Genomic DNA, 26,241 nt, shown 5'->3' on the forward strand with positions numbered 1-26,241 from the left:
TTATGGCCAGATGGCTGTTGCAGCGGCCAGCAATCCGCGCCGCACGGCTTCGTCTGCGTCGATGACCGTATAGTGTATATCGAGAGCGGTGAAGGCACCTTCGTAAAGCGCGCCAAGCGCGCCGGAGCCGATCAGCACCACCGGTGTCTCCCGCCGCGCCGTCGAATGCGCGCCGGCGATCTCCAGCCCGATCATGATGCCGGAAAGCCTGGCCTTGGCATCTGTGGCGGCGAGGCCATGCAGCAATTGACCGGAGCGCAGTGTGAACAGCCGGTTGCTGGCGAGCTGCGGATTGGCGTAAATGTCGAGCACGGCCGCTCTGAAGTCCTCGTGTTGGCCGGTGAAAGGCTCCGCCTCGGCCACCGCATGGGACAGGATCGTCTGCTTGGAAATGACCTCGAACAGTTCGCCGGTCATGAAGGTGGCAAAGCCGTTGACGTCGCCATCACGAACGGTCACCCATTTGGAATGCGTGCCGGGCATGCAGACAAGTTTCTCGCCGGTGTCCGAGGAGGCAAGAGCGCCGAGCAATTGCGTTTCCTCGCCACGCATCACGTCGGGCGCGTTTTTATCCCGCTGCGCCAGCCCCGGCAGAATGCGCACATCGCGCGCCTGACCCGGCACGCGAACCGCGCCATCCAGCACCGACGACAGCGATGCCGGCACGTCGATGTAACCCGCCTCGACCCAACCCTGCCGCGCGCCTGCCATACCACAGACGAGAACCGGCAAACCTTCAGGAGCGCCGATGGCGTCGAGATGCGCTTGCAGAACCTCGGCAAAACCGGTCCGCATGGCCGTGGTCATGCCTTCCGAACTTCTGCGCTCCGCCAGCACAGCACCCGAGCGGCTCATGAGCCAGAGCCGGAAACTGGTCGTACCCCAGTCAACGGCGATAAAAGCGGGTTCAGACATTATAGAAGGCCTCCGTCTACGATTATGGATTGCGCCGTGATGGCGCTTGATGCCGAGGATGCGAGAAACAGGCATGGCCCAGACAAATCGGCAGCGACGAGCGTGCGCTTCAAGCATTGCCGCGCCGTGGTCGTCGCAATGCCCTCATCCGTCAGCCACAGTTCCTTCTGCCGCTCGGTCACGATCATGCCCGGCAGCAGCGTGTTGACGCGGATATTTTCTGGCCCCAGCCGGCCGGCAAGGCTTTTTGTCAACCCGATGATACCTGCCTTCGCCGCCGCATAGGAGGGAAGTTCGCCCATGTTGAGCAGAAACGAGATGGACGAGAAATTGATGATGGAGGCGTCTTTCGCGAGCCGGAGGTAGGGAAGCGCGGCCTGAACGGTAAAAAACATCTGCTTGAGATTGACCGCCTGATTGGCATCCCAATAGGCTTCCGTCACCGTATCTATGTCATGACGGTCGTCCCAGGCGGCGTTGTTGACCAGAACCTTGATGCCGCCTATCGCCGAGGCCGCCTCAGTGACGGTCACGGCTATGGCCGCCACGTCGCGCAGGTCGGCCCTGAAGAAATGGACCGGGTGGGGCGACACCCCGGCAAGCCGCCGGACCAGCGCTTCGCTCGGCTCTTCGGCGATATCGATGAACGCTACCTTTGCGCCCTGCATGGCAAAGGCTTCCACGAGCGAAGCCCCGATGCCGGAACCGCCGCCGGTGATCAGCACGCCCGCATCCTTGAGGTCCGGAAATTGGGCTGTCGTCATCGGCATGATCTCATCCGTCAGGGGCTTGATTGTTCCATTATTTGGAACTAGATTTTAATAAATGGAATTATTCCCTTGGCGCAAGCCTCATGTCAAGGTGAATGACAACGGATGTTGCCATGCCTGATACCAAAATACCCAATGGGAGGATGCGCAGCGCAGTTCCAGCCGCGCGGCAAAAAACCGATAGCGACACCGGTACACTTGGTAAGGCCATCTCGCTCCTAGAACTGATCGCCCTTTCTGAAAGGCAGATGCGTTTCACCGATGTGGTGGAAGCGTGCGGGCAGCCGCGAGGCACCGTCCATCGCCAGCTCGCACATCTGCTTGCCGAAGGCCTAATAGAGCAGGCCCCCGACCAGACCTACGTTGTTGGCCTGAGGCTGTTGCAGTTTGCAGCCAAGGCCTGGAGTGGCAACGATCTGCGCAGCATAGCCGCCCCACACCTGGCGGCGCTGCAGGAGGCAACGCAGGAATCGGTGCATCTCGCGGTTCTGATCGGCCGCGAAGTGACCTATCTGGACAAGATTGAGGGCAAGCACAGCTTGCGCATGCATTCGCAGGTTGGAAAGACCTCGCCAGCCTATTGCACAGGCGTGGGTAAGGCCGCGCTGTCGCTGCTACCCGCCGGCGATCTCGAAGATCTCGCGGCCGGGCTGGATTTTAAGCGCTTCACGGACAACACCATCACCACACCGCAGGCCCTGATGGAGGATGTTTCGGCCATTCGCACCCTCGGTTACGGTTTCGATCTTCAGGAGCACGAGATCGGCATTCATTGCGTTGCGGCGCCGTTACCGGCCCCGGGACGCAGTTTCCGCGCGGCGATTTCAGTGACCGGCCCCGCCTACAGGGTGGATGTGGAACAGCTCCGCGCCTGGGCGCCGCTGGTGCGTGCAACCGCCGATAAAATTTCGGCAGAACTTGTCTATCGCTTATCGCCGGTTGCGGATGATTGACGAAAAGGCGATGCCGCTTATGGGGATGCCCGCCCGCGAAAAAGAGGAGACATGACCGGCTTACGCGAGATAACGCTAATTTTCGAATATTCTGATCTAATTTTCAACTTTTGTTTGCATGAATCGATTTGCTGAGTAACATCCTCAAAATTCCGGGCAGAGGCGGGCCTTTGCGGCGGCATTTCCTCATGCTCGAAGAACAGCTTTCATGCAGAAAACAGAAACGGCCAGCGTTCAGTCGATTGGTGTTGATTGCGTTCGCGAGATCGCCAATCTTAATACGCAGTTCGATATATTCCGCTTCCTGAAGCGGCTGACGGAAGCGTGGGAATTCAGGGCCTTCATGGTACTCGACCTCACTACAGAGGTCTCAAGCGAATTGTCGCATTATACCGTCATCACCAGCTGGCCGGCCGAACTGTTGCAACGCTATGATGAAGAAGGCGAGTTGCAGAACAGCCGCGTCATGGCGCGGCTAAGAAAATCCACTGTACCCTTTTCCGTGTCGCTGGATTTCCTGGTCGAAGGCGAGGGGCATGTCCTGAAGAAAAACGTGGTCGCGCTTTTCGAACGGTTCGAGATGATAAATTCCGTATGGTTCCCGGTGCATGATGTCACCCTCAGGCGCGGCGCCGTATCCTTTTCCGGCAACAAGACGGCCCTGCCGGAAGCCCGGCTTGCGGAGCTTTTTTACATTTCCAGCCACGTCTTTGCCCGGCTGTCCGAAATCCGCCGTCTCGATCTCCGCGTGCCGGAAACATTGAGCGAACGGGAGATCGACTGCCTGAACTGGACGGCAGCCGGAAAGACCAGTGCCGAAATCGCCGAGATCATGATGTTGTCGGAGCATACCATCAATCACTACCTGAACCGCGCGACGAAAAAACTCGATACGGTCAACCGCACCCAGGCGGTCGCCAAGGCCCTGCGCGTCGGACTGATTAAATAGCGAAACTCGCAATTTTATCATTGTGATAAAGCCCTTCCTGGGCGATCCTCTTTTCGAATCACCGGAAAGGAGAAATCGTTGCCGGAGCGGCATAGTGTAAAAGCGGGATTTTCTCCGACTGTCGATTGCGCCGTGCTGATAGTCGCTGCCGAAAAAGGCTTTGCCGCCGATGAAGGCATAGAACTGGAACTGGTCCGAAAGCAGTCCGCACGTGGTGTTCTTTCGGTGCTCGGCGAGGACGGCGTTCAGATCGCGCATTTGCCCGCTCCTGTTCCCGTGGGGTCGGCCGTTGGCCTCCATGATATGCCGGCCAATATAGTCGGCGTTTTCACGCTTTCCCTCGGCGGCTCCGCGACCACGGTTTCCCCTGGGTTTTATGATGAACTTTACCGTGAGGGACTGAAGCTGCCGGACCCGGCGGCTTTCGGCCGCGCGATGGCCCGCGTCTGCGCCGCACGCCGGGCCGCGGGTGAAAATCCGCCCGTCTTCGCGGTTGAGGATATCGCCTCGACGTCCTTTTATGCCCTGCGTTATCTGCTCGGAAGCTGCGGTGTGCTGCTTGGCCGTGACATGGAAATCGTCGAAGCGCTGCCGAAGGCGATGCCCGGGCTTCTGGAAAGCGGCGACGTCGATGCGCTCTGTTCTGCTGAACCCGCGGGCAGCGCTGCGGTGCTGGTTGGCGCCGGGCGTATCGTGACGACGGGCGCGCTCATCTGGCACAATGCCCCGGAAAAAATACTTGCCGTGAAGCGAGATTGGGCTGATGCGAATGCCAGCCTGTTGGAGGGGCTGCTACGCGCGCTTTATCGCGCGGGCGAGTGGTGCGCCAACCCCGCCAATATCGAGGAACTTGCCGGTATTCTGGCCGCTCCTCATTATATGAACGTCAGTGGCGAATTCCTGCTTCCGGCCCTGACGGGCTATATTTCGACTTCGCAGAAGGACATGCAGCGTTTTCAGGAATTTTTCGTCACCAGCGCGAAAGCGGCGAATTTTCCGTGGCAAAGCCAGGCTCTTTGGTTCTTCAGCCAGATGTTGCGCTGGGGGGAAATACCCGCCGGTTGCCGTTTCGATGCCGCGGTGGTGGAAGCCGCACGCAATGCGTATAGGCCGGATATTTTTCGCAAGGCGATGAAACCACTTTTCGTGCCGGTGCCGGGCGCCAATCTGAAGCTGGAAGGCACGCTGAGGGAACCTGTTCATGTCGGCGCATCGCGCACCGGCCTCGTTCTGGGACCCGACTGTTTCTTCGACGGGCGCGTCTTCGATCCGGAGACGCTCGATATGGATGACGAGATTTGAAATCGCAGCGCTAAATCGTCGCGAATGGTTCCTGTTTGCGCTTTGGCATTGGCGAACCGCCTCCGCTTGTCTATGGATGGCGCAAATTGTTTCCCTATCAGGCCGGACGATGTAACGGAGTAAGACAATGGCAGAGGTCAGCAAGAACCAGGTGGAAAAGGCTCTGGACGCCGTCATCTATCCCGGCAGCGGCAGAAGCATCGTTTCCCTCGGCATGGTCTCGGAAATCTTCATCGCAGATGGAAAGGCCTATTTCTCGATCACCGTCCCGGCCGACAGGGCGGCCGAGATGGAGCCGTTGCGCCTGTCCGCCGAACAGGCGGCGAAGGGCGTTCCGGGCATCGCCGGCGCGGTCGTGGCGCTGACTGCCGATCGCAAGCCCGGCCAACAGCAGCCGGCGCCGGCGCGTCCCGCCGCGGCAGCCGGCCGGCCAACACAGCAGCCGGGCTCGTCCAAGGTGGGCGTCCCCGGCGTCCGTGCCATCATCGCCGTCGCATCGGGCAAGGGCGGGGTCGGCAAATCGACGACATCAGTCAATCTTGCGCTCGGCCTTCAGGCGCTTGGCCTGAAGGTCGGCATGCTGGATGCGGACATTTACGGGCCTTCGCTGCCGCGGCTCCTCAAGATTTCCGGTCGTCCGAAACAGCAGGAAGACCGCATCATACTTCCCATGGAGAATTATGGGCTGAAGGTCATGTCCATGGGGTTTCTGGTGGATGAGGAGGCCGCGATGATCTGGCGCGGGCCAATGGTGCAGTCCGCCCTGATGCAGATGCTGCGTGAAGTCGCCTGGGGCGAGCTCGACGTGCTGGTGCTGGATATGCCGCCCGGCACGGGTGATGCGCAGCTGACCATCGCCCAGCAGGTGCCGCTTGCCGGCGCGGTCATCGTTTCCACTCCGCAGGACCTCGCGCTGCTCGACGCGCGCAAGGGCATCACCATGTTCCGCAAGGTGGAGGTGCCATTGCTCGGCGTCATCGAGAACATGAGTTACTTCATCGCACCTGATACCGGCGCCCGCTACGATATTTTCGGCCACGGCGGCGCGAAGGCGGAAGCCGAAAGGATCGGTGTGCCGTTCCTCGGCGAGGTGCCGCTCACCATCGCCATCCGCGAAATGTCGGACGCCGGAACGCCTGTCGTCGTTGCCGACCCGGATGGTCCACAGGCTGCGATCTACCGCGAGATAGCGAAAAAAGTCTGGGAGCGTATTGGCGCCGGTGAAAGAAAAGCGGCTCCAAAGATCGTTTTCGAATAAGCTACGGACGGCCGGAAAAACCGCAAAGCGCACCTGCGCTGTGAATAGTCCTGTAAAAACAGAAGATTGGTGGCCAGTAACGGTGCGGTTTCTGGCCATGAAATCCAGAAGTGCTTCGTCTGCAAAGCTGTCGCGAAAAAATATTGCTTGATTGCATCTCGCTTTGGGCGCATACGCCTGCGCCGTTTGGCTCTTGGTCCATCGGGCTGGCGCGATATGACGTTGCGCCTGTTTCGGTGGTCCCTGAACTGTCGTCCAAAGGTTTGCCGACAGCAAACAGGATATGTTAAGCAGCATTGCGGCTAAGGCCTGCAATGTGGAGCGGAGAAACGGATTGATAAAAGCCTATCGCGCCAATTGCGAGGCGATCAGCCTGTCGTCAGACGACGGCTCCGTACAGATTCCTGATGACATCGTCTGGATCGATCTCGTCAACCCGGACAGGGCGGAAGAGCAGCATGTGGAAAAGCTGCTGCAGCTCGATCTGCCGACGCGTGAGGATCTGAAGGATATCGAGCCCTCCAGCCGTCTCTACATGGAAGACGGCAATGTTTTCATGACCGCATCGCTGGTGTGGAAGGCGGATTCGGACGACCCCCGCCTCACCGATGTCGCCTTCATCCTCGCCGGCACGCGCCTCGTAACGATCCGTTATGCTGAGCCGAAATCATTCCACCTTTTCATTGCCGCCATCACCCGCGCGCCGCATGAGATGCGCAGCGGCACGGCGCTGCTTTTGAAACTGCTCGAGACAATCGTCGATCGCACGGCCGAAATTCTCGAAAACTCGGTCGCTGGCATCGACAATCTCGCCGCTGATATTCTCGGCAGCCAGGCCCGTTCCAAGCGCAAGGCGCCGCGTTATCTCGAAGACCGCCTGACCAACATCGCTGCCTATCATCGGCTGATTTCGAAGGTCCGCGTCAGTCTTGCATCGCTGGCGCGGCTGCAGACGTTCTTTTCCACCAGCGATCAGGCGAGCGCGGACAAGGTTGCGAGGGAGCAGGGCAAGTCCATCGGACGCGATATCCAGTCGCTGAACGAACATGCCTCCTTCGTTTCCGGCAATCTGACCTTCCTGCTCGATGCCTCGCTCGGCATCATCAACATCGAGCAGAACAGCATCATCAAGATATTCTCGATCGCTTCGGTGGTTTTTCTGCCGCCCACGCTGGTGGCTTCGGTTTACGGAATGAACTTTCAGCTCATGCCGGAGTTGAACTGGACATTTGGTTATCCACTTGCGCTGATCGTCATGGTGATGTCCGCAATCATCCCGTTTCTCTTTTTTCGTTGGAAGGGCTGGCTCTGAGGAGCCAGGATCATCATGTCCCAGATCGCTGACAAGGATGTTGCCGAGAAGCCGGATGCGGATGACGCTCACAAGAACAAGGGGCTTTACGCCGCTATCCTTGGTTCGATCGGCGTCGTTTATGGCGATATCGGCACCAGCCCGCTCTACGCCTTTCGCGAAGCCCTGCGGCCCATCGCCTATGACGGGGTGACGCAGGAAGAGGTCATCGGCCTCACATCGCTGATGATCTGGTCTCTGACGATCATCGTCACCTTCAAATACATCACGCTTTTGCTGCGCGCCGACAATGACGGCGAGGGCGGTACGCTGTCGCTGCTGGCGCTGCTGATGAAGACGGCCGGCACCCATCGCAGCGTTCTTATCGTGCTTGGCCTGATTGGCGCGGCGCTGTTTCTCGGCGATGCCATGATCACCCCGGCACTTTCAGTGCTTTCGGCGGTGGAAGGCCTGAAGCTCGTCACCCCGGAGATGGACGCCTTCATCATTCCGATCTCTGTCGGTATCCTGATTGGCCTCTTCGCCATCCAGTCCCACGGCACCGGCACGGTGGCAAAATTTTTCGGACCGATCACCGCGGTCTGGTTCATCGTCATGGGCCTTGCAGGCCTCATTCATATTGCTGACGACTTCAGCATTCTCTTTGCCTTCAACCCGTGGCACGCGGTCGAGTTTCTGGCGAATGAAGGTTTTTATGGCATTGTCGTGCTCGGCGCGGTGTTCCTGACGATTACGGGCGCAGAAGCGCTTTATGCAGACCTCGGCCATTTCGGCCGCCGCCCCATCCAGTGGGCGTGGTTCTGTCTGGTATTCCCGGCGCTGACGCTGAACTATCTGGGGCAGGGCGCGCTGGTTCTGAAAGACCCGGCAGCCATGTCCAATCCCTTCTATCTGATGTTCCCGCAATGGGCGATCCTGCCCGCCGTCATTCTGGCGACCGCCGCGACAATCATTGCCAGCCAGGCCGTCATAACGGGCGCCTTCTCGCTGGTTCGCCAGGCGATTCACCTCGGCTACCTGCCGCGCATGGAAATTCTCTTCACCTCGGAAACCAATACCGGGCAGATTTATCTTCCGGCGGTCAACACCATCCTGCTTTTCGGTGTCGTTGCCCTGGTGCTCACCTTCAAGAGCTCGGATGCGCTGGCCACTGCCTATGGTATTTCGGTCACCGGTGCGATGGTCGTCACCAGCCTGATGTTCTTCGAGTTCGTGCGCAAACGCTGGCAATGGTCGATCTGGCTTGCCCTTGCGGTGCTGACCCCGCTTCTGGTGCTGGAACTGATCTTCCTCGGCGCAAACCTCCTGAAAATTCATGATGGCGGTTACGTGCCGGTGCTGCTGGCGATTGCCTTCACGGTTATCATGACGACTTGGCAGCGCGGTTCGAGAATCCTGTTCGCCAAGACGCGCCGCATCGATGTGCCGCTGAAGGCCTTCATCGCCTCGGTGGAAAAGGAAAGCGCCCATGCGCCGGTGCGCGTACCGGGTACGGCGATTTTCCTCACCGGCGATCCGGAAACGGCGCCGGCGGCTTTGCTGCACAATCTGAAGCACAACCACGTCCTTCACGACAAGAACGTCATCCTGACGATCCGCACTGAGGATCAGCCGCGCGTTCATCCGGCAGATCGTTATACGTTGACGAAGATGAGCGACCGTTTCGCCGTGGTCGAGCTGCATTTCGGCTTCATGGAAACCCAGAATGTTACCCAGGCGCTGGGCTATCTGCGCCGCACGGGCTACAAGTTCGACATCATGTCGACCTCCTTCTATCTCGGCCGCCGCAAGCTGGTTCCAGATCCGAAATCGGGCATGCCGGGCTGGCAGAACCGCCTGTTCATCGCGCTCGCCGAAACCGCGGCCGATCCCTCCGACTATTTCCGCCTGCCTGCCAATCGGGTGGTGGAACTCGGTTCGCACGTCGTGGTGTGACGAAGTGGCATGCCCTCAATGCAGCTGGGCGATCTCGTTCTCTCTGTCATACTGGCCTTGAGCCGGTATCCAGCCAGCCCAAGTCCTTGGGGTGAAGGGGGTCTTTACGCCGCGCCGACGCGCGACGGCTGGTTCCGGCTCGAGGCGGAATGACGGATGAGGAGATGCCCTGCGGCACAGTTCTGATCGGCGCATGCGAACTCGACTCCACGCCACACTCATTAGCATTCCCTCACACATTAACGTGAAGACACCTTCCTGCGCGGCGTTAACCAACCATCAAGGTTAATAAGAGATTCTCGAACACCTGTAGAAAATTCGGTTGTCGGTGTTCGGAGTGCTGGTTTTGCGTTCGAAAAGAGTAATGCGTCGTCGGTCCCCCGTGTCCTTTCAGGGATGGGCGTCCAAGTGGACGTCACCCGTCGTCTTCGGCCTGGCCGCCTGGCTTGTCTTTCCCTCCCTCGCTGCGCGTGCCGATCTCGCCTCGCTTCTGGCGGGTCTCGACAAGGGCGGCGAACAATGGCGCATGGTGCTGACTGCCTCCCCGGCGGGCTCGACGCATAACGCCTCCCTGACATTCAACGATGCGGAAGGGGACGAGGCGCTGCATGGCGGCGGCATGACCCTGCCCAATGGCAGCAAGGTCGCGTTCGTCACCAACAAGAAGGGCGAGGCAACGACGCCGGACAGCGAGCGGGTGAACCGCGCCGCCAAGAAGGGCCGCATCGTCGCCACCGAAATCATGCAGCCGCCGAAGGCCTTCACCGCCGGTTCGGTGCTGCAGCGCACCTCGATGCTGGATATCGAGCCGCTGAAGCGCAAGGATCGCACCGCCTTCGTCAAGCCGAAGCGCGGCAAGGATGTCGAACTCGCCTCTTTCTATTTCCGCCGCGAGGAAAAGAAGGCGGACAAGAGCGTCTCGCCGATGCTGGCGGAACTCGTCACCAACCGCACGCCGGACATCCTGGCGACTGCCTATGCGCCCGCCGAACCGGATTTTGCCCGCGAGTCTCCCTTCGACGCCATTCTGAAGAAGCCCGAGGCCGGCCGCTTCGTACCGCAGATCAACCCAGATGACCACGCCTGGGCCGCAACGCCGCTGCCGGCAGCCGTGTTTTCTCCGGCCGAACAGCAGTGCCTTGCATCGGGCATCTATTTCGAGGCGCGCGGTGAGTCCGTTAAAGGTCAGGCGGCGGTGGCGCAGGTCATCCTCAACCGCGTGCGCAATCCGGCCTATCCGAAAACCATCTGCGGCGTTGTCTACCAGAACAAGGACTGGCGCAATCGCTGCCAGTTCTCCTTCGCCTGCGATAATATCAAAGACCGGGTGAATTCCGAACGCCACTGGAAGATGGCGCGCGAAGTGGCCATGGCGACTACGGCCGGCAAGATCTGGCTGAAGGAAGTTGGCTCTGCCACCCACTATCACGCCGTTTACGTGCGTCCCGCCTGGGGCAAGTCGATGAAGAAGGTCGGCAGAATCGGCCTCCACGTCTTTTACCGTACCTATGGTGGCGGCTGGAGCTGATACCACCGCCAATTTGTCGCATTTTGCGTGTCAAAAATGCCGATTCCCCGGCGAAACATCGCCCCCAAACCGTGATTTCTAGTCAAGGCATTGTTTTTGCATGATTAATTTGTGCCTAAACAACCGCTCGCAGTGCCTTGACTAGAGAAGCCCCTAAAACTATGTTGCGCGCGACTTCAGAGCGGGCTGGAACAGGCTTAATCCGTCACCGTTTACAACTCCAAAGGGTTCTGGCATGGCTGGAACGGAGAAAATGGGTGGGATTTTAAGATGACTGGCAACCGTGACGATAGTCTGGACGAGCGCCGCAAACGCCTTGCTGACGAGTTGGCAAAGGTGAAGGCGGAGGATGAGGCGGAAGTGAGGGCGGAGACCAACGCTGCGGAGAGCCGGAAGGGCTTCGCGATGGCGGTTAAGCTCTCATCGGAGTTCATTTCGGCCATCGTGGTCGGCGCTATGCTGGGTTATCTTCTGGACTATTTTGCCGGCACGACGCCGTGGGGGATGATCGTTCTTCTTCTTCTCGGTTTCTGCGCAGGCGTATTGAATGTGTTGCGTTCGACGGGCGCGGTGGCCAAGCCGCCGCTGCTTGAGAAGGCGGACAGACGAGACGAGGGTGGAAAACGCGGCCTTTGAGGCTGTTTTTCCTTACAGTTGAGATGCCGCGACAGGCGGCGACAGGTAAAGAGGGCAGCCGGTGGCAAACGATCCGACCCATCAGTTCTTGGTGCAGCCGATCATTCCGATCGAAATTGGCGGCGTCGATTTTTCCTTCACCAATGCGTCGCTCTTCATGGTCGCGACCGTGGCTGCTGCTTCCGGTTTCCTTTATTTCGCAACGTCGAACCGCGGCCTGATCCCCACCCGCATGCAGTCCGTTGCCGAAATGTCCTATGAGTTCATCGCCTCCATGCTGCGCGAAGGCGCCGGCAAGAAGGGTATGGTGTTCTTCCCCTTCGTTTTCTCGCTGTTCATGTTCGTGCTGACGGCAAACCTGCTCGGCATGTTCCCGTATTTCTTCACGGTCACCAGCCAGATCATTGTCACCTTCGCGCTCGCCTGCCTCGTCATCGGCACGGTCGTGGTTTACGGTTTTTATAAGCACGGTCTGCATTTCTTCGGTATTTTCGCCCCCTCCGGCGTGCCCAAGGCGCTTCTGCCGCTTGTGGCGTCGATTGAAATGATCTCCTTCCTGTCGCGCCCGATCAGCCTTTCCGTTCGTCTTTTCGCGAACATGCTGGCCGGCCACATCACGCTCAAGGTTTTCGCAGGCTTCGTCGCCTCCATGAGCGCGCTTGGCGCGCTCGGCGTCGGCGGTGCAGTCCTGCCTCTCATCATGACGGTCGCCATGACCGCTCTCGAATTTCTCGTTGCCTTCCTGCAAGCTTACGTCTTCGCGGTACTGACTTGCATGTACCTGAACGACGCCGTGCATGGTGGTCACTGAGAAGTAAAGTCGCTGGCCCCGGCAACGGGCGTCAAAAACAGCCGCAACAACCAATATCTCAAGGAGTCTCACATGGAAGCGGAAGCAGCAAAGTACATCGGCGCAGGTCTCGCATGCCTCGGCATGGCTGGTACGTCCCTCGCACTCGGCCGTATCTTCGGTGATTACCTGTCCGGCGCACTGCGCAACCCCTCTGCTGCCGACAGCCAGTTCGGCCGTCTGGTATTCGGCTTCGCCGTTACGGAAGCTCTGGGCATCTTCTCGCTGCTCGTTGCTCTCCTTCTCCTGTTCGCTGTCTAATATCGGCATCAGGTCTGGATCACGGCCCGCAACATAGCGTGCCGTGATCCTTCGCATTTGCAGTCCCCCTGGAGGTGAGCATGTTCGTGACCGAGGCTTATGCCCAGTCAGCACCGACCGTAGGTGAAACGCATACGGAAACTCCGGCCGTTGGCCAGCCGCAACCGGAAGCCACGCACACGGAAACCGGTGTAGCGCATGGCGCCGAGCACGGTTCTTCCGGCGTTTTCCCGCCGTTCGACCAGTCTACTTATGCATCGCAGGTCCTATGGCTGGCGATTACGTTTGGCCTTTTCTACCTGCTCATGCAGAAGGTCATCGTTCCGCGCGTCGGCGGCATTCTCGAAAACCGTCATGGACGCATCGCACAGGATCTCGACGAAGCGGCACGGCTGAAAGCTGAAGCTGACGCTGCCGTCGAAACCTATGAAAAAGAACTCGCGGCAGCCCGCGCCAAGGCAAGCTCGATCGGCGCCGCGGCCCGTGACGCCGCCAAGGCGAAGGCCGATGCCGATCGCGCCGCTATTGAAGCCGGTCTCGCCGAAAAGCTTGCCGCTGCCGAAAAGCGCATTGCCGGCATCAAGGACCAGGCTTTCGCCGATGTCGGCGCCATCGCCGAGGAAACCGCGACCGCAATCGTCGACCAGCTGGTTGGCGCAAAGGTCAAGGACACGGACGTCAAGGCAGCGATTGCCGCCGCTTCGAACGTGAAGGGAGCCTGATATGGCATTTGATGCTTCATTTTTCGCTCTCGTCGGTCTCGTCCTTTTCTTCGTCCTGATCGCCTATCTCAAGGTTCCGGGCATGCTCTCCAAGTCTCTGGACGAGCGCGCGCAGAACATTCAGGACGAACTGGCCGAAGCCAAGCGCCTGCGTGAAGAGGCCCAGCACCTGCTGGCCGAATATCAGCGCAAGCGCAAGGAAGCCGAAGCCGAAGCCGCCGGCATCGTTGCCGCCGCTGAACGCGAAGCCGCCGCATTGACGGAAGAGGCCAAGCAGAAGACGGAAGAATTCGTCGCCCGCCGCACGGCCCTCTCGGAACAGAAGATCAAGCAGGCCGAAGAAGACGCCATCGGCGCCGTCCGCGCCGCCGCCGTCGACATCGCCATTGCCGCTTCCGAGAAGCTGCTGGCCGAAAAGACGACGGCCGCCGCAAAGGCCAAGCTTTTCACTGCCACGATCGGCGAAGTGAAGTCGAAACTGAACTGAGATTTATCTCGGTATTGTTCAAAACCCCTCCGGCCCCGCCGCGAGGGGTTTTTTGTTTGAGGTGATAAAGCTGGTTAGGAATAGGGTGTCGCCTGCACCACGGAAATGCGGCATTCGCGGCCACAGGCCTCCCTCGGAGGTGGCGGTGATTGGTGTTATTTTATGCTGAATGCTGGATTGTGCTTCCGCTTCGCGCCAACACCGGTCATTGCGACCGTCGCAAAACTCCCTGTTGTGCGGCGTCGCAAAAATCAGAAAAACAAGTGTCGCATTAATTGGGATCTCCGCGACAAAGAAAGCTTTATCCGCAAGAAACGGGTGGCCTGTGGCTCTGTAGATCAGTCCATCTGTCCTCATGTATTGAACATGAGGACAACGATGTTGAATTCTATCCAATCTGCTCCACTACCCTCCGCATTCAAACGCATAGGCTGGTCGAATCTCTTCGCGCAATTTTCCGAGCAGATAGCATTGGCAGCGGCTCCATTGGCGGCGGTTTTACTGCTTGGTGCGGGTCCGGTTGAAACAGGCTGGCTGCAAATGGCGCAAACCCTTCCGTTTTTACTTTTGTCCATTCCGGCTGGACTTGCCGTTGATCGGGCTTCGCGCAAAGCATTGATGGTGGGATCGGAGGTCTTGCGCAGTGTTTCCCTTATCGTTACTGTACTGCTTTTAGTATTTGGATTGCTGAACGTGCCGCTTCTCGCGACTCTCGGCTTCATAGGTGCGGTTGGCACGGTTTGTTACAGCGTGGCCGCTCCCGCGATTATTTCCTCAATTGTGCCTCGTCCACGACTCGGCGATGCGAACCGCTGGCTTGAATTGGTGCGCAGCGCTGCTTTCGCCGCGGGCCCCGCCCTCGGCGGTGCATTGGTCGGTTGGACCGGCGCATCTACTGCTTATGTGTTTGCAACCGTGCTTTCCATTCTGGCCGCGCTGTATCTAGCAAGCATTTCAAAAGACAATGTGACATCACGCCCCTTCAGCAACCCGCTACGTGACCTGAAGGCGGGAGCGGCATTCGTTGCACATCATAAACTCCTACTTCCGATTCTATTCACCGCGATTTTCTTTAATACCGCGTGGGTGATTTTGATGGCGGTCTTTGTTGCCTACGCCGTCCAGGACCTGGGCATGAGTGCAACCCAGGTAGGGATTGCGTTGGGAGTTGACGGTGTCGGCATGATCGTGGGAGCTATGATCGCGCCAGTCCTCGCGCGGCGTTTTACGGTTGGAACCATGATTGTATTGGGGCCGCTCGGAGGATTTTGCGGAGCTTTCCTCATGTTGTTGACGCTGTGGCTTCCTTCATTCTGGCTGGTATGTACCAGTTTCTTCCTGTTCGGCGTCGGTCCAATCCTTTGGAGCATCACGACGATGACACTGCGTCAGGCGGTCACGCCAAACCTCTTGCTTGGTCGAGTATCGGCGCTGATAATGACCGCCACCTATGGCTCAAGGCCGCTGGGGGCTGCTCTCGGCGCTGTAGTCGCTGGCTACTTCGGGGTTGCAGCATGTCTATTCTTGGCAACGGGAGGATTCATGATCCAGTTTCTGATTATCCTCCTTTCGCCAGTGCTAGGACTACGTGCTTTGCCGGTCGAACAAGAGACTACCATTGGGGAGGTTTAAGGGAACAGTCTTCGCATAAATGCTGACATATGCGAGAAATTCTCAACTCTTTAAAAGTGAGGGTAATTTCTGTCGCGAAACTCAGTCGCTGAACTCGAAGTCTTGCGATATAAGTTTACGACAGAATGACGCCGCAAGTGACGTGCTCTCGGTCTTACGCCGACAAGCAAATGTGGCCGAACGGATCGAAGATCGACGCCACGCGGCGGCCTATGATGTCCGTCTGGATTTCGTCACGAATCACAACTCAGGCTGAAACGGCGCGCTGCATTGTTATTAACCTTGAGCTGGAAATCGTGCTGACCTAACCGGCTCTTTCGGAAATAACTGGTCGCCGTAGGATGTAGACTTTTCGCGACTGGGATTGGAGCCGGCGACCCAAGAGATATGCGAACCGCATTTCAACGGAAGTTCACTACTTTGTCATCAATCCCGCTTCAGTGGCCGAAAGCTCATCCTGTGCAGCGCGCAGGGCCCGTGGCTTTCGATGGCGCGCAGGTGGGCCGGCGTGCCGTAACCGGCATGGCCTTCGAAGCCATAGGATGAATGCACCACACCCGCACGTTCCATCATCCGGTCGCGGGTCACCTTGGCGACGATTGAGGCGGCGGCGATGGAGAGGGAGCGGGAATCGCCCTTGATGACGGCCTTGGCTTCGCAGGTGATGCCTGGTGGCCTGTCGCGGCCGTCGGCCAGTACGAGGGCGGGGGAAATTTCGAGTCCGAGGACTGCGCGGCGCATGGCGTCGAGGCTGGCGCGCAGGATATTCATCGTGTCGATCAGGCCCGGGCCGGAGGAGGCGACCGATACGATCGAGGTTTCCATGATCTGGACGAACAGGCTCTCGCGCTTCTGCTTCGTCAGTTTCTTGGAATCATCCATTCCGTCAGGAATATTGTCCGGATCGAGAATGACGGCGGCCGCAACCACAGGGCCGGCGAGCGGGCCACGCCCTGCCTCGTCCGTGCCGGCGACCGGCCAGAGGCCCTTCTTTCGCGCTTCCAGTTCGAACGAGAAATCCGGGCCGGTATCGGCAAGATCAAAAAGGGCAGAAGAATCGGGTGTGGCCGTGCGTTTCATGCGGCGAAACTGGCACACACACCCGATCTCCTGCAAGCCCCCGGAAGCGGGCGATGACAGGCACGATGAGCCGGGGTCAAGGGGCGTGGCTCACCGTGCCCAAGGTCGTCATGACCTTTTATCCTCCAGCAGGGCGGCGGAGGAAAAACGATCGCACGCGAGGCGGCGGTTCCAGGGGCGATGTCCGGCGGGCCAGGGAAAACCAGCCGGGCATTTCGTCGAGAGCAACACGATGAGACGGTTGCTCCTGTCATTTTGAATTCCGTTTATTAAAAGCTCACAGAACCTCGTATTGTCGGCGCGTTACCCCATGCTCGATGTCCTCTCGGGCTTGACCCGAGATCCTGCCGCGCTCGGTTCACGTTCCAGGGTCGAGCCCGAGGGTAGCGTCTGGTTCATCACAGGCATTCATTACCTTCAGTCACTTTCACCATGCGGCTCTCAAAGCAGAGACAATTGCACCCCGGCACCGCCCGGAGGCACGAACAGGTCGTCACGCAGGTTGATGCCGCGGCGGATGAGACCAAGTCTTTTGGTCGCCATCTCGAATCGCCTGCCGATCTGCCAGGCATAAGGGCCATCACCCTTCATGCGCTTGCCGAACTCCGCGTCATAATCCTTGCCGTCGCGCATGGAGCGCACCAGCGACATGACATGACGGTAACGGTCCGGATAGTTGCGCAGCAGCCAGTCGCGGAACAGCGGGCTTACCTCCAGCGGCAGCCGCAAAAGCACATAGGAAGCCTCGGTCGCGCCAGCAGCCTTGCCGGCCTCAAGAATGCGCTCGATTTCATGATCGTTAAGCGCCGGGATGACGGGTGCCATCATCACCGCCACCGGAATTCCGGCATCCGTCAGCGCCTTGACGGCCTCCAGCCGCTTCTCCGGCGTGGCGGCGCGCGGCTCCATCGTGCGCGAAAGCTTGCGATCCAGCGACGTGACGGAAATGCCGACCTTGACGAGCCCCTTTTTTGCCATTGGCGCGAGAATATCAATATCCCGCTTGATCAGCGCCGATTTGGTGACGATGGCGACGGGATGATCAGCCTTGGCCAGCACTTCCAGTATCTGCCGCATGATGCGCCATTCGCGCTCAATCGGCTGGTAAGGGTCGGTATTGGTGCCGATGGCGATTACCCGCGCCTTGTAGCCGGGTTTCGCCAGTTCCCGTTCCAGAAGTTTGGCCGCATCAGGCTTGGCAAACAGCTTGGCCTCGAAATCAAGTCCGGCCGAAAGGCCCATGTAGCTGTGAGTGGGCCTGGCAAAACAGTAAATGCAGCCATGTTCGCAGCCCCTGTATGGATTGATGGAACGATCGAAGGGGATATCGGGCGATTCATTGCGGGTGATGATGCTGCGTGGCTTTTCCACCTGCACCTCGGTGCGGAATTCCGGCATCTCTTCCAGCGTCTGCCAGCCATCGTCGAAGACCTCACGCTGCAAGGCTTCGAAACGTCCGTCGGGATTGAGCCCCGCACCACGGCCGCGGCGACGGTCAATCTCGATGCGCAGGCCGGATGCATCGGCCAGCGCATTGGCAATGCCAGGCATATGGCTCGGCTGGAAGGCAGCCTGCCCCGAAAGCGAATGATTTCTCATCTGGATGCTCCCAAGACGTCGCACGCCTTTCGAGGCACGCTGAACGCCCTAAACCGTTTCCATCCTGAGAGGCCTCATCGCCCCTCGAATGATTAAATTCCTACATCACGAATGAGAACATTACAAGAACAAAATTGTAAATTTGGCTCCTTTTGTACTGCCGGGGCCAGCGCCAGGACGGGCACGCCGGCACCTGAGATCGCGGAGAGCGACATCAACCCCCGCGGATTTTACCGCGACGAGCATGGTGGCAATTTATTGTGCGATGCGTTAGAGCTATGCACATGTTGACAGTCATAATGGAATGCCGGGATCAGGAGCCGGAACTGGCGCATACGCTGTCTGCGCTTGTCACCGGTGCCGTGGAAGGGCTTGTAAGCGATGTTGTGATTCTGGATCACGGTTCGCGCGATGGATCGTCGCGTGTGGCCGATGCGGCCGGCTGCCGTTTTTATGGGCAATGGGAACTGGAGGATATCGTCAAGTCCGCGCGTGGCGGCTGGTTGCTGCTGATCGAGCCGGGCGCACGCCCGCAGGCAGGCTGGATCGATGAAATCCTGGAATATGTCGCGATCTGCGAACAGCCAGCGCGCTTTTCCCCATCACGTTATCACCGGCGGAATGTTTTCAGCCGTGTCCTGCGCCGCACCCCGCCGCTGGAGCATGGTTATCTCCTGCCGAAGAAGCACGCGATGTCGATTGCGAAATCGGGCATGAGCCTGACGCAATTTGTCGGCGCGCAGAAGCCGCGCCGGCTGAATGCGGAAATGGTGCCCGCCTGGGCATTGCGGGCTTCGGCCTGAGGCGGAAAGGGTTATTCCGCCAGCACCTTGCCGGGGTTCATGATTCCGGCGGGATCGAATGCGTGCTTGATGCGCCGCATCAGCTCCATTTCGATGCCGGGCCGGATGGCGGCCAGTTCGTCGCGCTTTAACTGGCCAATGCCGTGTTCGGCGGAAATCGAACCGCCCAGCGACAGCACGATGCCGTGCACGATTTCGTTCATGTCCCGCCAGCGGGCGAGGAATTGCGCCTTGTCCGCCCCCACCGGCTGGGAAATATTGTAATGGATGTTGCCGTCGCCCAGATGGCCGAAGGCGCAGACACGGGCGCCCGGGATGGCAGCAAGAACCGCCTTTTCCGCCGTCGCCATGAACTCCGGTATTCTGGAAACCGGGACGGAGACATCGTGTTTGATGGAGCCGCCCTCCGGCTTCTGCGCATCCGACATGCTCTCGCGCATGTGCCACAGTGCCTGACGCTGGGCTTCGGAGGCGGCGATCACGGCATCCTCGACCAGCCCAGCCTCAAAACCACGCTCCAGCAGCAATTGCATCATCGTATCCGCCGTCGCGGCCGAATCGGAGGTGGAGATGTCGATCAGCGCGTACCAGTCATGGGGCTGTTCCAGGGGATCGCGCACGCCGGGAATATGTCTGGCGGTAAACTCCACGCCAATTCGTGGCATAAGCTCGAAGCCGGTCAGCGCCGTGCCGCAGAGGTTTGATGCCATCTCGAACAGCTTCAGCGCATCTTCGGTTGAGGCCAGCCCGGCGAAGGCCACCTGATGGCCGAGTGGCTTCGGGAAGAGCTTCAGCACCGCGCCGGTGATGATGCCGAGCGTACCTTCGGAGCCGATGAAGAGATCACGCAGATCGTAACCGGTATTGTCCTTTTTCAGCCGGCGCAGCCCGTTCCAGATCTCGCCTGTCGGCAACACCACTTCGAGCCCGAGGCAGAGCTGGCGCATATTGCCATAAGCAAGCACTGCGGTACCGCCGGCATTGGTGGCGAGATTGCCGCCGATACGGCAGGACCCCTGAGAGCCGAGCGACAGCGGGAACATGCGTTCAACCGAATCGGCGGCTTTATGGATGTCATCGAGAATGCAGCCGGCATCGGCAACGATGATATTGGCGACGGGATCGATATCGCGAATGCGGTTCATGCGCTCCAGCGAAAGAATGATGTCAGTTCCCCCGGCGCGCGGCGTTTGCCCGCCGACAAGGCCGGTATTGCCCGTCTGCGGCACGATTGGGGTACCCGTCTCGCTGGCGAACTGCAGGATGGCCGATACTTCCTCGACCGATCCGGGTTTGAGGAGCAACGGCGAAGCGCCACGATAAAGCCCGCGATTTTCCACCAGCCGCGGCGCCATCTCTGCCGCATCGCGCACCGCATTCCTGTCTCCGACAATGGCGGTAAAGCGGTCGAGGATGTCGGAGGAGGGGACGGTTGTCATCGGGCGTCTCTCTGTCATTTGAAACGGTGGGCGAATGGTCGGCGGGCCTCAGCTCCGCGGTGCGGCGGCGCGGGAAAGGCGGTCATTGATCGCCTCTCCAAGACCGTGAGTGGGAATGCTGGTGATGGCGATGCTGTCTGCGCCGCTTGCATCGGCGGCCTTGAGGTAATCGAACAGGTTGGCGGCGGCCTCGGAAAGATCGCCGGAGGGGCTGAGATCGAAAACGGCGCGGGCGGTCTCTTCACCCGCAACCGGGATACCTTCGAACCGGATCAACGCTTCGCCAGGCGAAACCGATGTGGCGTTGAGGCGCACGGCGGCGCCGGGGGCATAATGCGAAGCGAGCATGCCTGGCGCCTCGATGGCCGCCGACGCTTTTTCAGAACGTTCAAGCCGCTTGCCCGCAACACGCTCTATTTCGGCCGTGACGACGCCGCCAGGACGAAGCAGACGCACCTTTCCACCTTCTTCCACCTTGACGATGGTGGATTCGACGCCGACCGAAGCCGCCCCGCCGTCGAGAATGAGGTTGATTTTCTGACCGAGATCGGCCTCCACATGGGCGGCGCTTGTCGGGCTGATCTTGCCGGAACTATTGGCGCTGGGGGCTGCGAGCGGTTTGCCGAACCGGCGGATGAGATCGCCGGCAAAACCTTGCGGTACGCGAATGCCGACCGTATCGAGCCCGGCCGTCGCCAGTGCATGAATATCGCTTGCCGGCTTCAGCGGCAGCACCAGTGTCAGCGGGCCGGGCCAGAAGGCCTCTGCAAGATCAAGCGATATGGGATCGAAGATGGCGTAACGTTCCGCCATGGCGATATCTGCCATGTGGCAGATCAACGGGTTGAATTGCGGCCGGCCCTTGGTCTCGTAGATACGGGCAATGGCTGCAGGGTTGGTGGCATCGGCGGCAAGGCCGTAAACGGTTTCCGTCGGCAGGGCGATCGGCTGGCCGGCGGCAAGCTCCGTGACGGCTGCTTGAAGGGCGGTTTCCCGCTCGTTTTCAATATGGATATGACGCGCCATGATGCTGCCTTTCAGGGCGGTCAATAGCGTATTTCCGGGCAGAATGGAAAGCGCTAATGCGCATTGTCCGAAACTGGTCGTCGGTTTCGGGACAACGACATGCCTAAGAAAGAAAGATGAAGTCCCTGGGGGCTTTGTCGCTGCTATATCGCCTTGATGATCCTGCGCATCTCCTCCGAGCGCGCGCCGAGCATGAGGACGTTTTTCAGCGCCACGCGCGGATCGTGGGTCTGGAACAGCAGGCCGCCGCGATGGACGGATGTATCGACGGCGATTTCCTGATCGGGAAGGGCGTTGATGGCGACAGCGAAATACATCCGCGAATAACGCGCATCGATATTTTCAAAGAAGTTTTCGGCACCGCTCAGTTCCGCGAAGAAATTCGCGAAATAGAAGGACCATAGCACATGACGCTCTGCATCAAAGCTGGTCGTCGCCGCCGTGACGTGGCAATAACCCAGATGCGGCCGGTCATTCAGCAGATGGTGAAACACCATCTTCGGAAAACGGATGGACTGGTGAAAACCGTTCAGGCGGCTGTGGGTGGCATCGGCGGCAGCTTCCAGCTTTCGCCCGGTCAGCGCAGCCACTTCGTCATGGCTGTAGTAGACGCGTTCTTTCGGCAGCCACCGCTCTTCGTAACGGCTGATGCGCCCTGTCCGCAAAAAATCGGAATGCGCGGTCTTCGAGCGTATCGGTGTGACCGAATGCCTGCTCGCATCGAAATAGCGTATGCGTGTCGCCTTCTCCACCGGGAACACCCTCGTTGCTGTCGATCCGGTAAGATAATTTAGGGTGCGTTAATACTCCGTTGCGCTGCAGCCCCTGTTTTTTGATGGGTGGGCAGTGGCTGCGCCATCATGCGTCATATTGCGACGTCGTTGCAGGCGGTAAATAGTTGCCGGATTTTGCAGTGGAATGGCCTGAAGACGCCGTTCGGACATGTCGCAATTTGTCGCCAATGCGGAAGCCGATGTCGCTGTCTGTGCTGCCGCAAATGACCGCCGATGATTAGATGAGGACATGCTTCCGCAGCCCCCGCAAATGGTGTCGGGCAGGGCGGTTTGATCGAGGATTTGGCCATGGAATTGCGTGATACCGTATTGCGCCAGCTGAAAAACCGCCGCGAAGGTTTTAGCCTGGAACAGCCCTTCTACACGGACCCGGATTACTTCAAGCTGGATATGGAAACCATCTGGTATCGCGACTGGCTGTTTGTCGGCCATGATTGTGAGGTACAGAAGTCCGGCAGCTATTTCACCGTGCAGGTCGGCGCCTATTCGGTTGTCATCGTTCGTGGCCGCGACGGGCAAATCCGCGCGTTCCACAATTCCTGCCGCCATCGCGGCTCCCGCGTCTGCACCACGCAGAAGGGCCAGTCGGCGCGTCTGGTCTGTCCCTATCACCAGTGGACCTACGATCTTGACGGCAAGCTGCTTTTTGCCCGCCACATGGGCGAGGAGTTCGACAAGGGCGATTTCGGCCTGAAGCCTGTCGCCTGCGAAACCGTCGCTGGCTACGTCTTCATCTGCCTCGCCGATCAGCCTGCGGATTTTGAGCCCATGCGCGCCGAAGTGGAGAGCTACATGGCGCCGCACCGCATATGGGAAGCCAAGGTCGCGCATGAGAGCACCATCATCGAAAAGGGTAACTGGAAGCTCGTCTGGGAAAACAACCGCGAGTGCTACCATTGCGCCGCCAACCATCCGGAACTCTGCCGTACCTATCCCGAAAACCCGAGCGTGACGGGAACGGATGGCGGGGCAAGCGACCCCGAGATCGGCGGCCACTGGGCACGCTGCGAAGCAGCCGGCCTGCCCAGCCGTTTCAAGATTGACCCGAAGGGCCAGTTCCGCGTGGCGCGCATGCCGCTGATCGGCGAAGCGGAAAGCTACACAATGTCGGGAAAACGCGCCGTGCGCCGGCCGCTGTCGGACGATGTCAGCATCAGCCATATCGGCGCGCTGCTCCTGTTCCATTACCCGACGACCTGGAACCACTTCCTCGGCGACCACACCATCTCCTTCCGCGTGCTGCCGCTCAGCGCCAACGAGACGATGGTTACCACCAAATGGCTGGTGCACAAGGATGCGGTGGAGGGCGTGGATTACGATCTTGAGGATCTCACCCATGTCTGGAACGAAACCAACGATCAGGACCGCCGCATCGTCGAGGAAAATGCCTTCGGCATCCGCTCGCCCGCTTATGAGCCCGGCCCTTACTCCATGGAGGACGAGGGCGGCGTGATGCAGTTCGTCAACTGGTACGCCGATTTCATGATCGACCGGCTGTCCGGCGACAAGGCCCGGCTTTCGGCTGTAGCGTGAAGATGAACATGGTCGTGACATATAAGCATATTGACGAGATGAAGCCGTGGAGCGACAAGCTCCAGCTGCTGGAATGTATTTCGGTAACCCCCGAAACACAGGATGTGATGACGTTCCTGTTCCGCTCCGAGGATCAGAACTGGTTCCGTTATCTGCCGGGCCAGTTCGTCACGCTGGAACTGCCGGTGGGCAAGGAGCCGCTTTACCGCACCTACACATTGTCCTCCAGCCCGTCGCGGCCCTATTCGCTGTCGGTCACGGTCAAGGCGCAGGCCAACAGTATCGGCACGCGCTGGATGTTCGACAATCTGAAGCCCGGCATGAAGATCCGGGCGCTTGGTCCGCTCGGCGATTTTTCCTACGTCAAGCATCCCGGGGACAAGTATCTCTTCATCTCCGCGGGCTCCGGCGTCACGCCGATGATGTCGATGGTGCGCGACATGAGCGACCGCGCCCCGCAAAGCGACATTGCCTTCATCAATTGCTCGCGTACACCCGGCGATATCGTCTTCCGTCACGAGCTGGAATATCTCGCCCGCTTCATGCCGAACCTGTCGCTTGGCTTCATTGTCGAGAAATGTGGACGCACCGATCTGTGGTCCGGCCTGAAGGGCATGGTCGACAAGGCCAAGATCGCGCTGCTCGCCCATGACTTCATGGAGCGTACCGTCTTCTGCTGCGGGCCGGAGCCGTTCATGGCCGCCGTCCGCTCCATGCTTGAAGCCTCCGGCTTCGACATGGGCCGTTACCATCAGGAAAGCTTCTCGCCTGCTGCTCCCGTCGCCGTCGGCGAGAGTGTTCTCACCGATGATGGCGAAGCGTTGTCGATGGTGGGTTTTACCCTTTCCGGGAAAGAAATGCCCTGCCAGCCCGGGCAGACCGTTCTGATGACGGCGCGTGCAGCCGGTGTGCGGATCGGCGCAGCCTGCGAATCCGGCATCTGCGGGACTTGCCGGGTCTTGAAACTTTCCGGCGAGGTGGAGATGAACCACAATGGTGGCATTCTCGATGAGGAAATCGAGGAGGGCTATATTCTCGCCTGCTGCTCGCGGCCTTTGACCGATGTCAAGGTGGAGGCATGATGCCGGCAGGCGTTTGAGGCTTTCCTTCCATTACCATTGTCTGGAACCAAATTTCCGTAAATTCGTTTGCACGTCATCCAATTCTTCTCGGGCATGAAGCGGGGCTGACCCTAATCTCCGAAAAGAGTGAGTGGGTGAAAAGCGTGGGTCAACGCGCTGAAGCAAACGGAGGAAGATCATGATAAATTTCCGGACAACGAGTGTCGCCACGGCGCTCGTCGTGTTCCTGACCAGCTTTACGCCGTCGCAGGCGTTCCAGGTTCCTGTGCCGATCCAGAAGCCGGCGGTGTCCACCGACAATGTCGTGCAGGTGCAATATCGCGAATGGGACCGTCGACATGATCGCCGTCACGGCGACCGCATGTATCGCCCGCGCCCGCCGCGTGACGGCTATTATAATGGCCACCGTGGTTACCGCGACCGCCGTCCGGGTTACCGTTATCATAACGGCTACTGGTTCCCGCTTGCCGCTTTCGCCACCGGCGCCATCATCGGCGGCGCGATTCAGCAACCCCGTCCGGCCTATGGCGGCAGCCATGTATCCTGGTGTCAGAATCGCTGGCGCTCGTATCGTGCCTACGACAACACCTACCAGCCCAACAGCGGTCCGCGCCGCATTTGCGTATCGCCTTACAGCCGCTAATTGCACAAGCAGAAGCCCGGTCTCTACCGGGCTTTTGTCTGGCCCTGAAACGCCGTGGTTCTGATAAACGAAGCGTGATCGGACCGTTAATCGTAGGTTCAGCCACACGTCCCTAGGCTGTAGAAGTATACGACACCGCCCGGACAAAGGCGGAATAGAACAACAGAAATTCACGTCTTACGGCCTGTCGACCGTCGTGAATGGAGGAAGTCAGATGAAAAGCTATGTGAAGAATATCCTGGCTGTCGGTCTTTCTGCAATCGTGGTTGCAGGAGCGATTGTTCCGGCCGAAGCCGCCATGCCCCTGCCTGTAGCGCCGAAGAGCGTTGAGACCTCGGGCAACGATGCCAGCAAGAATATCGTGAACGTGCAATATTGGCGTGACCGTGACGGCTGGGGCGATCGTCGCGGCTGGTATCGCGGTCACCGCGGTTACCGCGATTATCGTCCGGGTTACCGCCACCATGACGGTTACTGGTTCCCGCTCGCAGCATTTGCAACGGGCGCAATCATCGGCGGCGCTCTTTCGCAGCCGCGCGAAGTCTACCGTCCGGTGCCGGAATATCGCCCGCGCCCGGTCTATCGTGAGTATCGTCCGGTCCGCCGTGGCGGCATGAGCCAGGCGCATGTGAACTGGTGCTATGGCCGCTATCGCTCCTACGACGCCTATAGCAACACGTTCCAGCCGTATAACGGTCCGCGTCAGACCTGCTATTCGCCCTACGGCTGATA

Annotated in this window: 25 protein-coding genes; 18 read left to right on the plus strand and 7 right to left on the minus strand. The window is 59.3% G+C overall.

Going from position 1 to position 26,241, the window contains the following annotated elements; translation table 11 throughout:
* Together K7A42_RS05660 and K7A42_RS05665 are read right to left on the minus strand one after the other, a co-directional pair.
* Nucleotides 1–915: a 2-dehydro-3-deoxygalactonokinase gene (locus K7A42_RS05660; RefSeq protein WP_035211808.1), complete on the minus strand. Its 915-nt coding sequence runs from the start codon at nt 913–915 to the stop codon at nt 1–3.
* Nucleotides 915–1,685, minus strand: coding sequence for an SDR family NAD(P)-dependent oxidoreductase (locus tag K7A42_RS05665; RefSeq protein ID WP_153776684.1), 771 nt, complete (start codon nt 1,683–1,685; stop codon nt 915–917). The genes K7A42_RS05660 and K7A42_RS05665 overlap by 1 nt, the downstream gene beginning before the upstream one ends.
* Before the next feature lie 113 nt (nt 1,686–1,798).
* On the opposite strand from K7A42_RS05665, the gene K7A42_RS05670 reads away from it, so the two are divergent.
* The 13 genes from K7A42_RS05670 (at nt 1,799) to K7A42_RS05730 (ending at nt 15,510) form a co-directional block, all read left to right on the plus strand.
* Nucleotides 1,799–2,638 carry an IclR family transcriptional regulator gene (locus tag K7A42_RS05670; protein WP_107339382.1) on the plus strand — a complete coding sequence of 280 codons (840 nt, stop codon included), beginning with the start codon at nt 1,799–1,801 and terminating at the stop codon, nt 2,636–2,638.
* A gap of 208 nt (nt 2,639–2,846) precedes the next feature.
* Nucleotides 2,847–3,587, plus strand: a complete 741-nt coding sequence (locus tag K7A42_RS05675) for a helix-turn-helix transcriptional regulator (protein ID WP_004440251.1) — start codon at nt 2,847–2,849, stop codon at nt 3,585–3,587.
* Nucleotides 3,588–3,665: 78 nt separating this feature from the next.
* Entirely contained in the window at nt 3,666–4,889 is a 1,224-nt protein-coding gene (locus K7A42_RS05680) for a CmpA/NrtA family ABC transporter substrate-binding protein (RefSeq protein ID WP_282454951.1), read from the plus strand.
* Nucleotides 4,890–5,016: 127 nt separating this feature from the next.
* Nucleotides 5,017–6,147 (plus strand): Mrp/NBP35 family ATP-binding protein, encoded by a 1,131-nt coding sequence (locus tag K7A42_RS05685; protein ID WP_004440253.1) that lies wholly within the window; start codon nt 5,017–5,019, stop codon nt 6,145–6,147.
* 334 nt (nt 6,148–6,481) lie between these two features.
* Nucleotides 6,482–7,459: a magnesium transporter CorA family protein gene (locus K7A42_RS05690; RefSeq protein ID WP_004440254.1), complete on the plus strand. Its 978-nt coding sequence runs from the start codon at nt 6,482–6,484 to the stop codon at nt 7,457–7,459.
* Nucleotides 7,460–7,474: 15 nt separating this feature from the next.
* Nucleotides 7,475–9,394, plus strand: coding sequence for a potassium transporter Kup (locus K7A42_RS05695; protein ID WP_004440255.1), 1,920 nt, complete (start codon nt 7,475–7,477; stop codon nt 9,392–9,394).
* Between the two features lie 364 nt (nt 9,395–9,758).
* Nucleotides 9,759–10,922 (plus strand): cell wall hydrolase, encoded by a 1,164-nt coding sequence (locus K7A42_RS05700; RefSeq protein ID WP_035209376.1) that lies wholly within the window; start codon nt 9,759–9,761, stop codon nt 10,920–10,922.
* A gap of 270 nt (nt 10,923–11,192) precedes the next feature.
* Nucleotides 11,193–11,558: an AtpZ/AtpI family protein gene (locus K7A42_RS05705; protein ID WP_022555707.1), complete on the plus strand. Its 366-nt coding sequence runs from the start codon at nt 11,193–11,195 to the stop codon at nt 11,556–11,558.
* 61 nt (nt 11,559–11,619) lie between these two features.
* A complete protein-coding gene (locus tag K7A42_RS05710) occupies nt 11,620–12,369 on the plus strand; it encodes a F0F1 ATP synthase subunit A (protein WP_004440258.1) in 750 nt (249 codons plus the stop codon).
* Between the two features lie 72 nt (nt 12,370–12,441).
* Entirely contained in the window at nt 12,442–12,669 is a 228-nt protein-coding gene (locus tag K7A42_RS05715) for a F0F1 ATP synthase subunit C (RefSeq protein ID WP_003494147.1), read from the plus strand.
* Between the two features lie 80 nt (nt 12,670–12,749).
* Nucleotides 12,750–13,391, plus strand: coding sequence for a F0F1 ATP synthase subunit B (locus K7A42_RS05720; RefSeq protein ID WP_004440268.1), 642 nt, complete (start codon nt 12,750–12,752; stop codon nt 13,389–13,391).
* Between the two features lies 1 nt (nt 13,392).
* Entirely contained in the window at nt 13,393–13,878 is a 486-nt protein-coding gene (locus K7A42_RS05725) for a F0F1 ATP synthase subunit B (RefSeq protein WP_004440269.1), read from the plus strand.
* Nucleotides 13,879–14,040: 162 nt separating this feature from the next.
* Nucleotides 14,041–15,510, plus strand: a complete 1,470-nt coding sequence (locus K7A42_RS05730) for an MFS transporter (protein WP_322784248.1) — start codon at nt 14,041–14,043, stop codon at nt 15,508–15,510.
* A gap of 426 nt (nt 15,511–15,936) precedes the next feature.
* Here the strand turns inward: K7A42_RS05730 and K7A42_RS05735 are convergent, their stop codons facing one another.
* Nucleotides 15,937–16,590 carry a ribonuclease HII gene (locus tag K7A42_RS05735; protein WP_282455022.1) on the minus strand — a complete coding sequence of 218 codons (654 nt, stop codon included), beginning with the start codon at nt 16,588–16,590 and terminating at the stop codon, nt 15,937–15,939.
* A gap of 441 nt (nt 16,591–17,031) precedes the next feature.
* A complete protein-coding gene (locus tag K7A42_RS05740; protein WP_282454952.1) occupies nt 17,032–18,189 on the minus strand; it encodes a PA0069 family radical SAM protein in 1,158 nt (385 codons plus the stop codon).
* Between the two features lie 284 nt (nt 18,190–18,473).
* On the opposite strand from K7A42_RS05740, the gene K7A42_RS05745 reads away from it, so the two are divergent.
* Entirely contained in the window at nt 18,474–18,992 is a 519-nt protein-coding gene (locus K7A42_RS05745; protein WP_004440279.1) for a hypothetical protein, read from the plus strand.
* Between the two features lie 11 nt (nt 18,993–19,003).
* Here K7A42_RS05745 and K7A42_RS05750 read toward each other — a convergent pair whose 3' ends face one another.
* From K7A42_RS05750 to K7A42_RS05760, 3 genes are all read right to left on the minus strand, one after another.
* Nucleotides 19,004–20,431, minus strand: a complete 1,428-nt coding sequence (locus tag K7A42_RS05750; protein WP_282454953.1) for an FAD-binding oxidoreductase — start codon at nt 20,429–20,431, stop codon at nt 19,004–19,006.
* A 48-nt stretch (nt 20,432–20,479) separates the two neighbouring features.
* Nucleotides 20,480–21,457: an L-threonylcarbamoyladenylate synthase gene (locus K7A42_RS05755; RefSeq protein ID WP_174151046.1), complete on the minus strand. Its 978-nt coding sequence runs from the start codon at nt 21,455–21,457 to the stop codon at nt 20,480–20,482.
* Between the two features lie 143 nt (nt 21,458–21,600).
* The gene (locus K7A42_RS05760; RefSeq protein WP_004440288.1) at nt 21,601–22,209 is read right to left on the minus strand and encodes a DUF6656 family protein; all 609 of its coding nucleotides are present in this window, start codon (nt 22,207–22,209) and stop codon (nt 21,601–21,603) included.
* A gap of 330 nt (nt 22,210–22,539) precedes the next feature.
* Between K7A42_RS05760 and K7A42_RS05765 the strand changes: the two genes are divergently transcribed.
* From K7A42_RS05765 to K7A42_RS05780, 4 genes are all read left to right on the plus strand, one after another.
* Nucleotides 22,540–23,784 carry an aromatic ring-hydroxylating oxygenase subunit alpha gene (locus K7A42_RS05765; RefSeq protein WP_006699899.1) on the plus strand — a complete coding sequence of 415 codons (1,245 nt, stop codon included), beginning with the start codon at nt 22,540–22,542 and terminating at the stop codon, nt 23,782–23,784.
* An 8-nt stretch (nt 23,785–23,792) separates the two neighbouring features.
* Nucleotides 23,793–24,866, plus strand: coding sequence for a hybrid-cluster NAD(P)-dependent oxidoreductase (locus K7A42_RS05770; RefSeq protein ID WP_004440293.1), 1,074 nt, complete (start codon nt 23,793–23,795; stop codon nt 24,864–24,866).
* Between the two features lie 178 nt (nt 24,867–25,044).
* Nucleotides 25,045–25,509, plus strand: a complete 465-nt coding sequence (locus tag K7A42_RS05775; RefSeq protein WP_004440296.1) for a BA14K family protein — start codon at nt 25,045–25,047, stop codon at nt 25,507–25,509.
* Between the two features lie 214 nt (nt 25,510–25,723).
* Nucleotides 25,724–26,239 (plus strand): BA14K family protein, encoded by a 516-nt coding sequence (locus tag K7A42_RS05780; RefSeq protein ID WP_004440298.1) that lies wholly within the window; start codon nt 25,724–25,726, stop codon nt 26,237–26,239.
* Nucleotides 26,240–26,241 lie beyond the last annotated feature (2 nt).

The organism is Agrobacterium sp. InxBP2 (assembly GCF_026191755.1).
Classification (GTDB): Bacteria; Pseudomonadota; Alphaproteobacteria; order Rhizobiales; family Rhizobiaceae; genus Agrobacterium; species Agrobacterium pusense.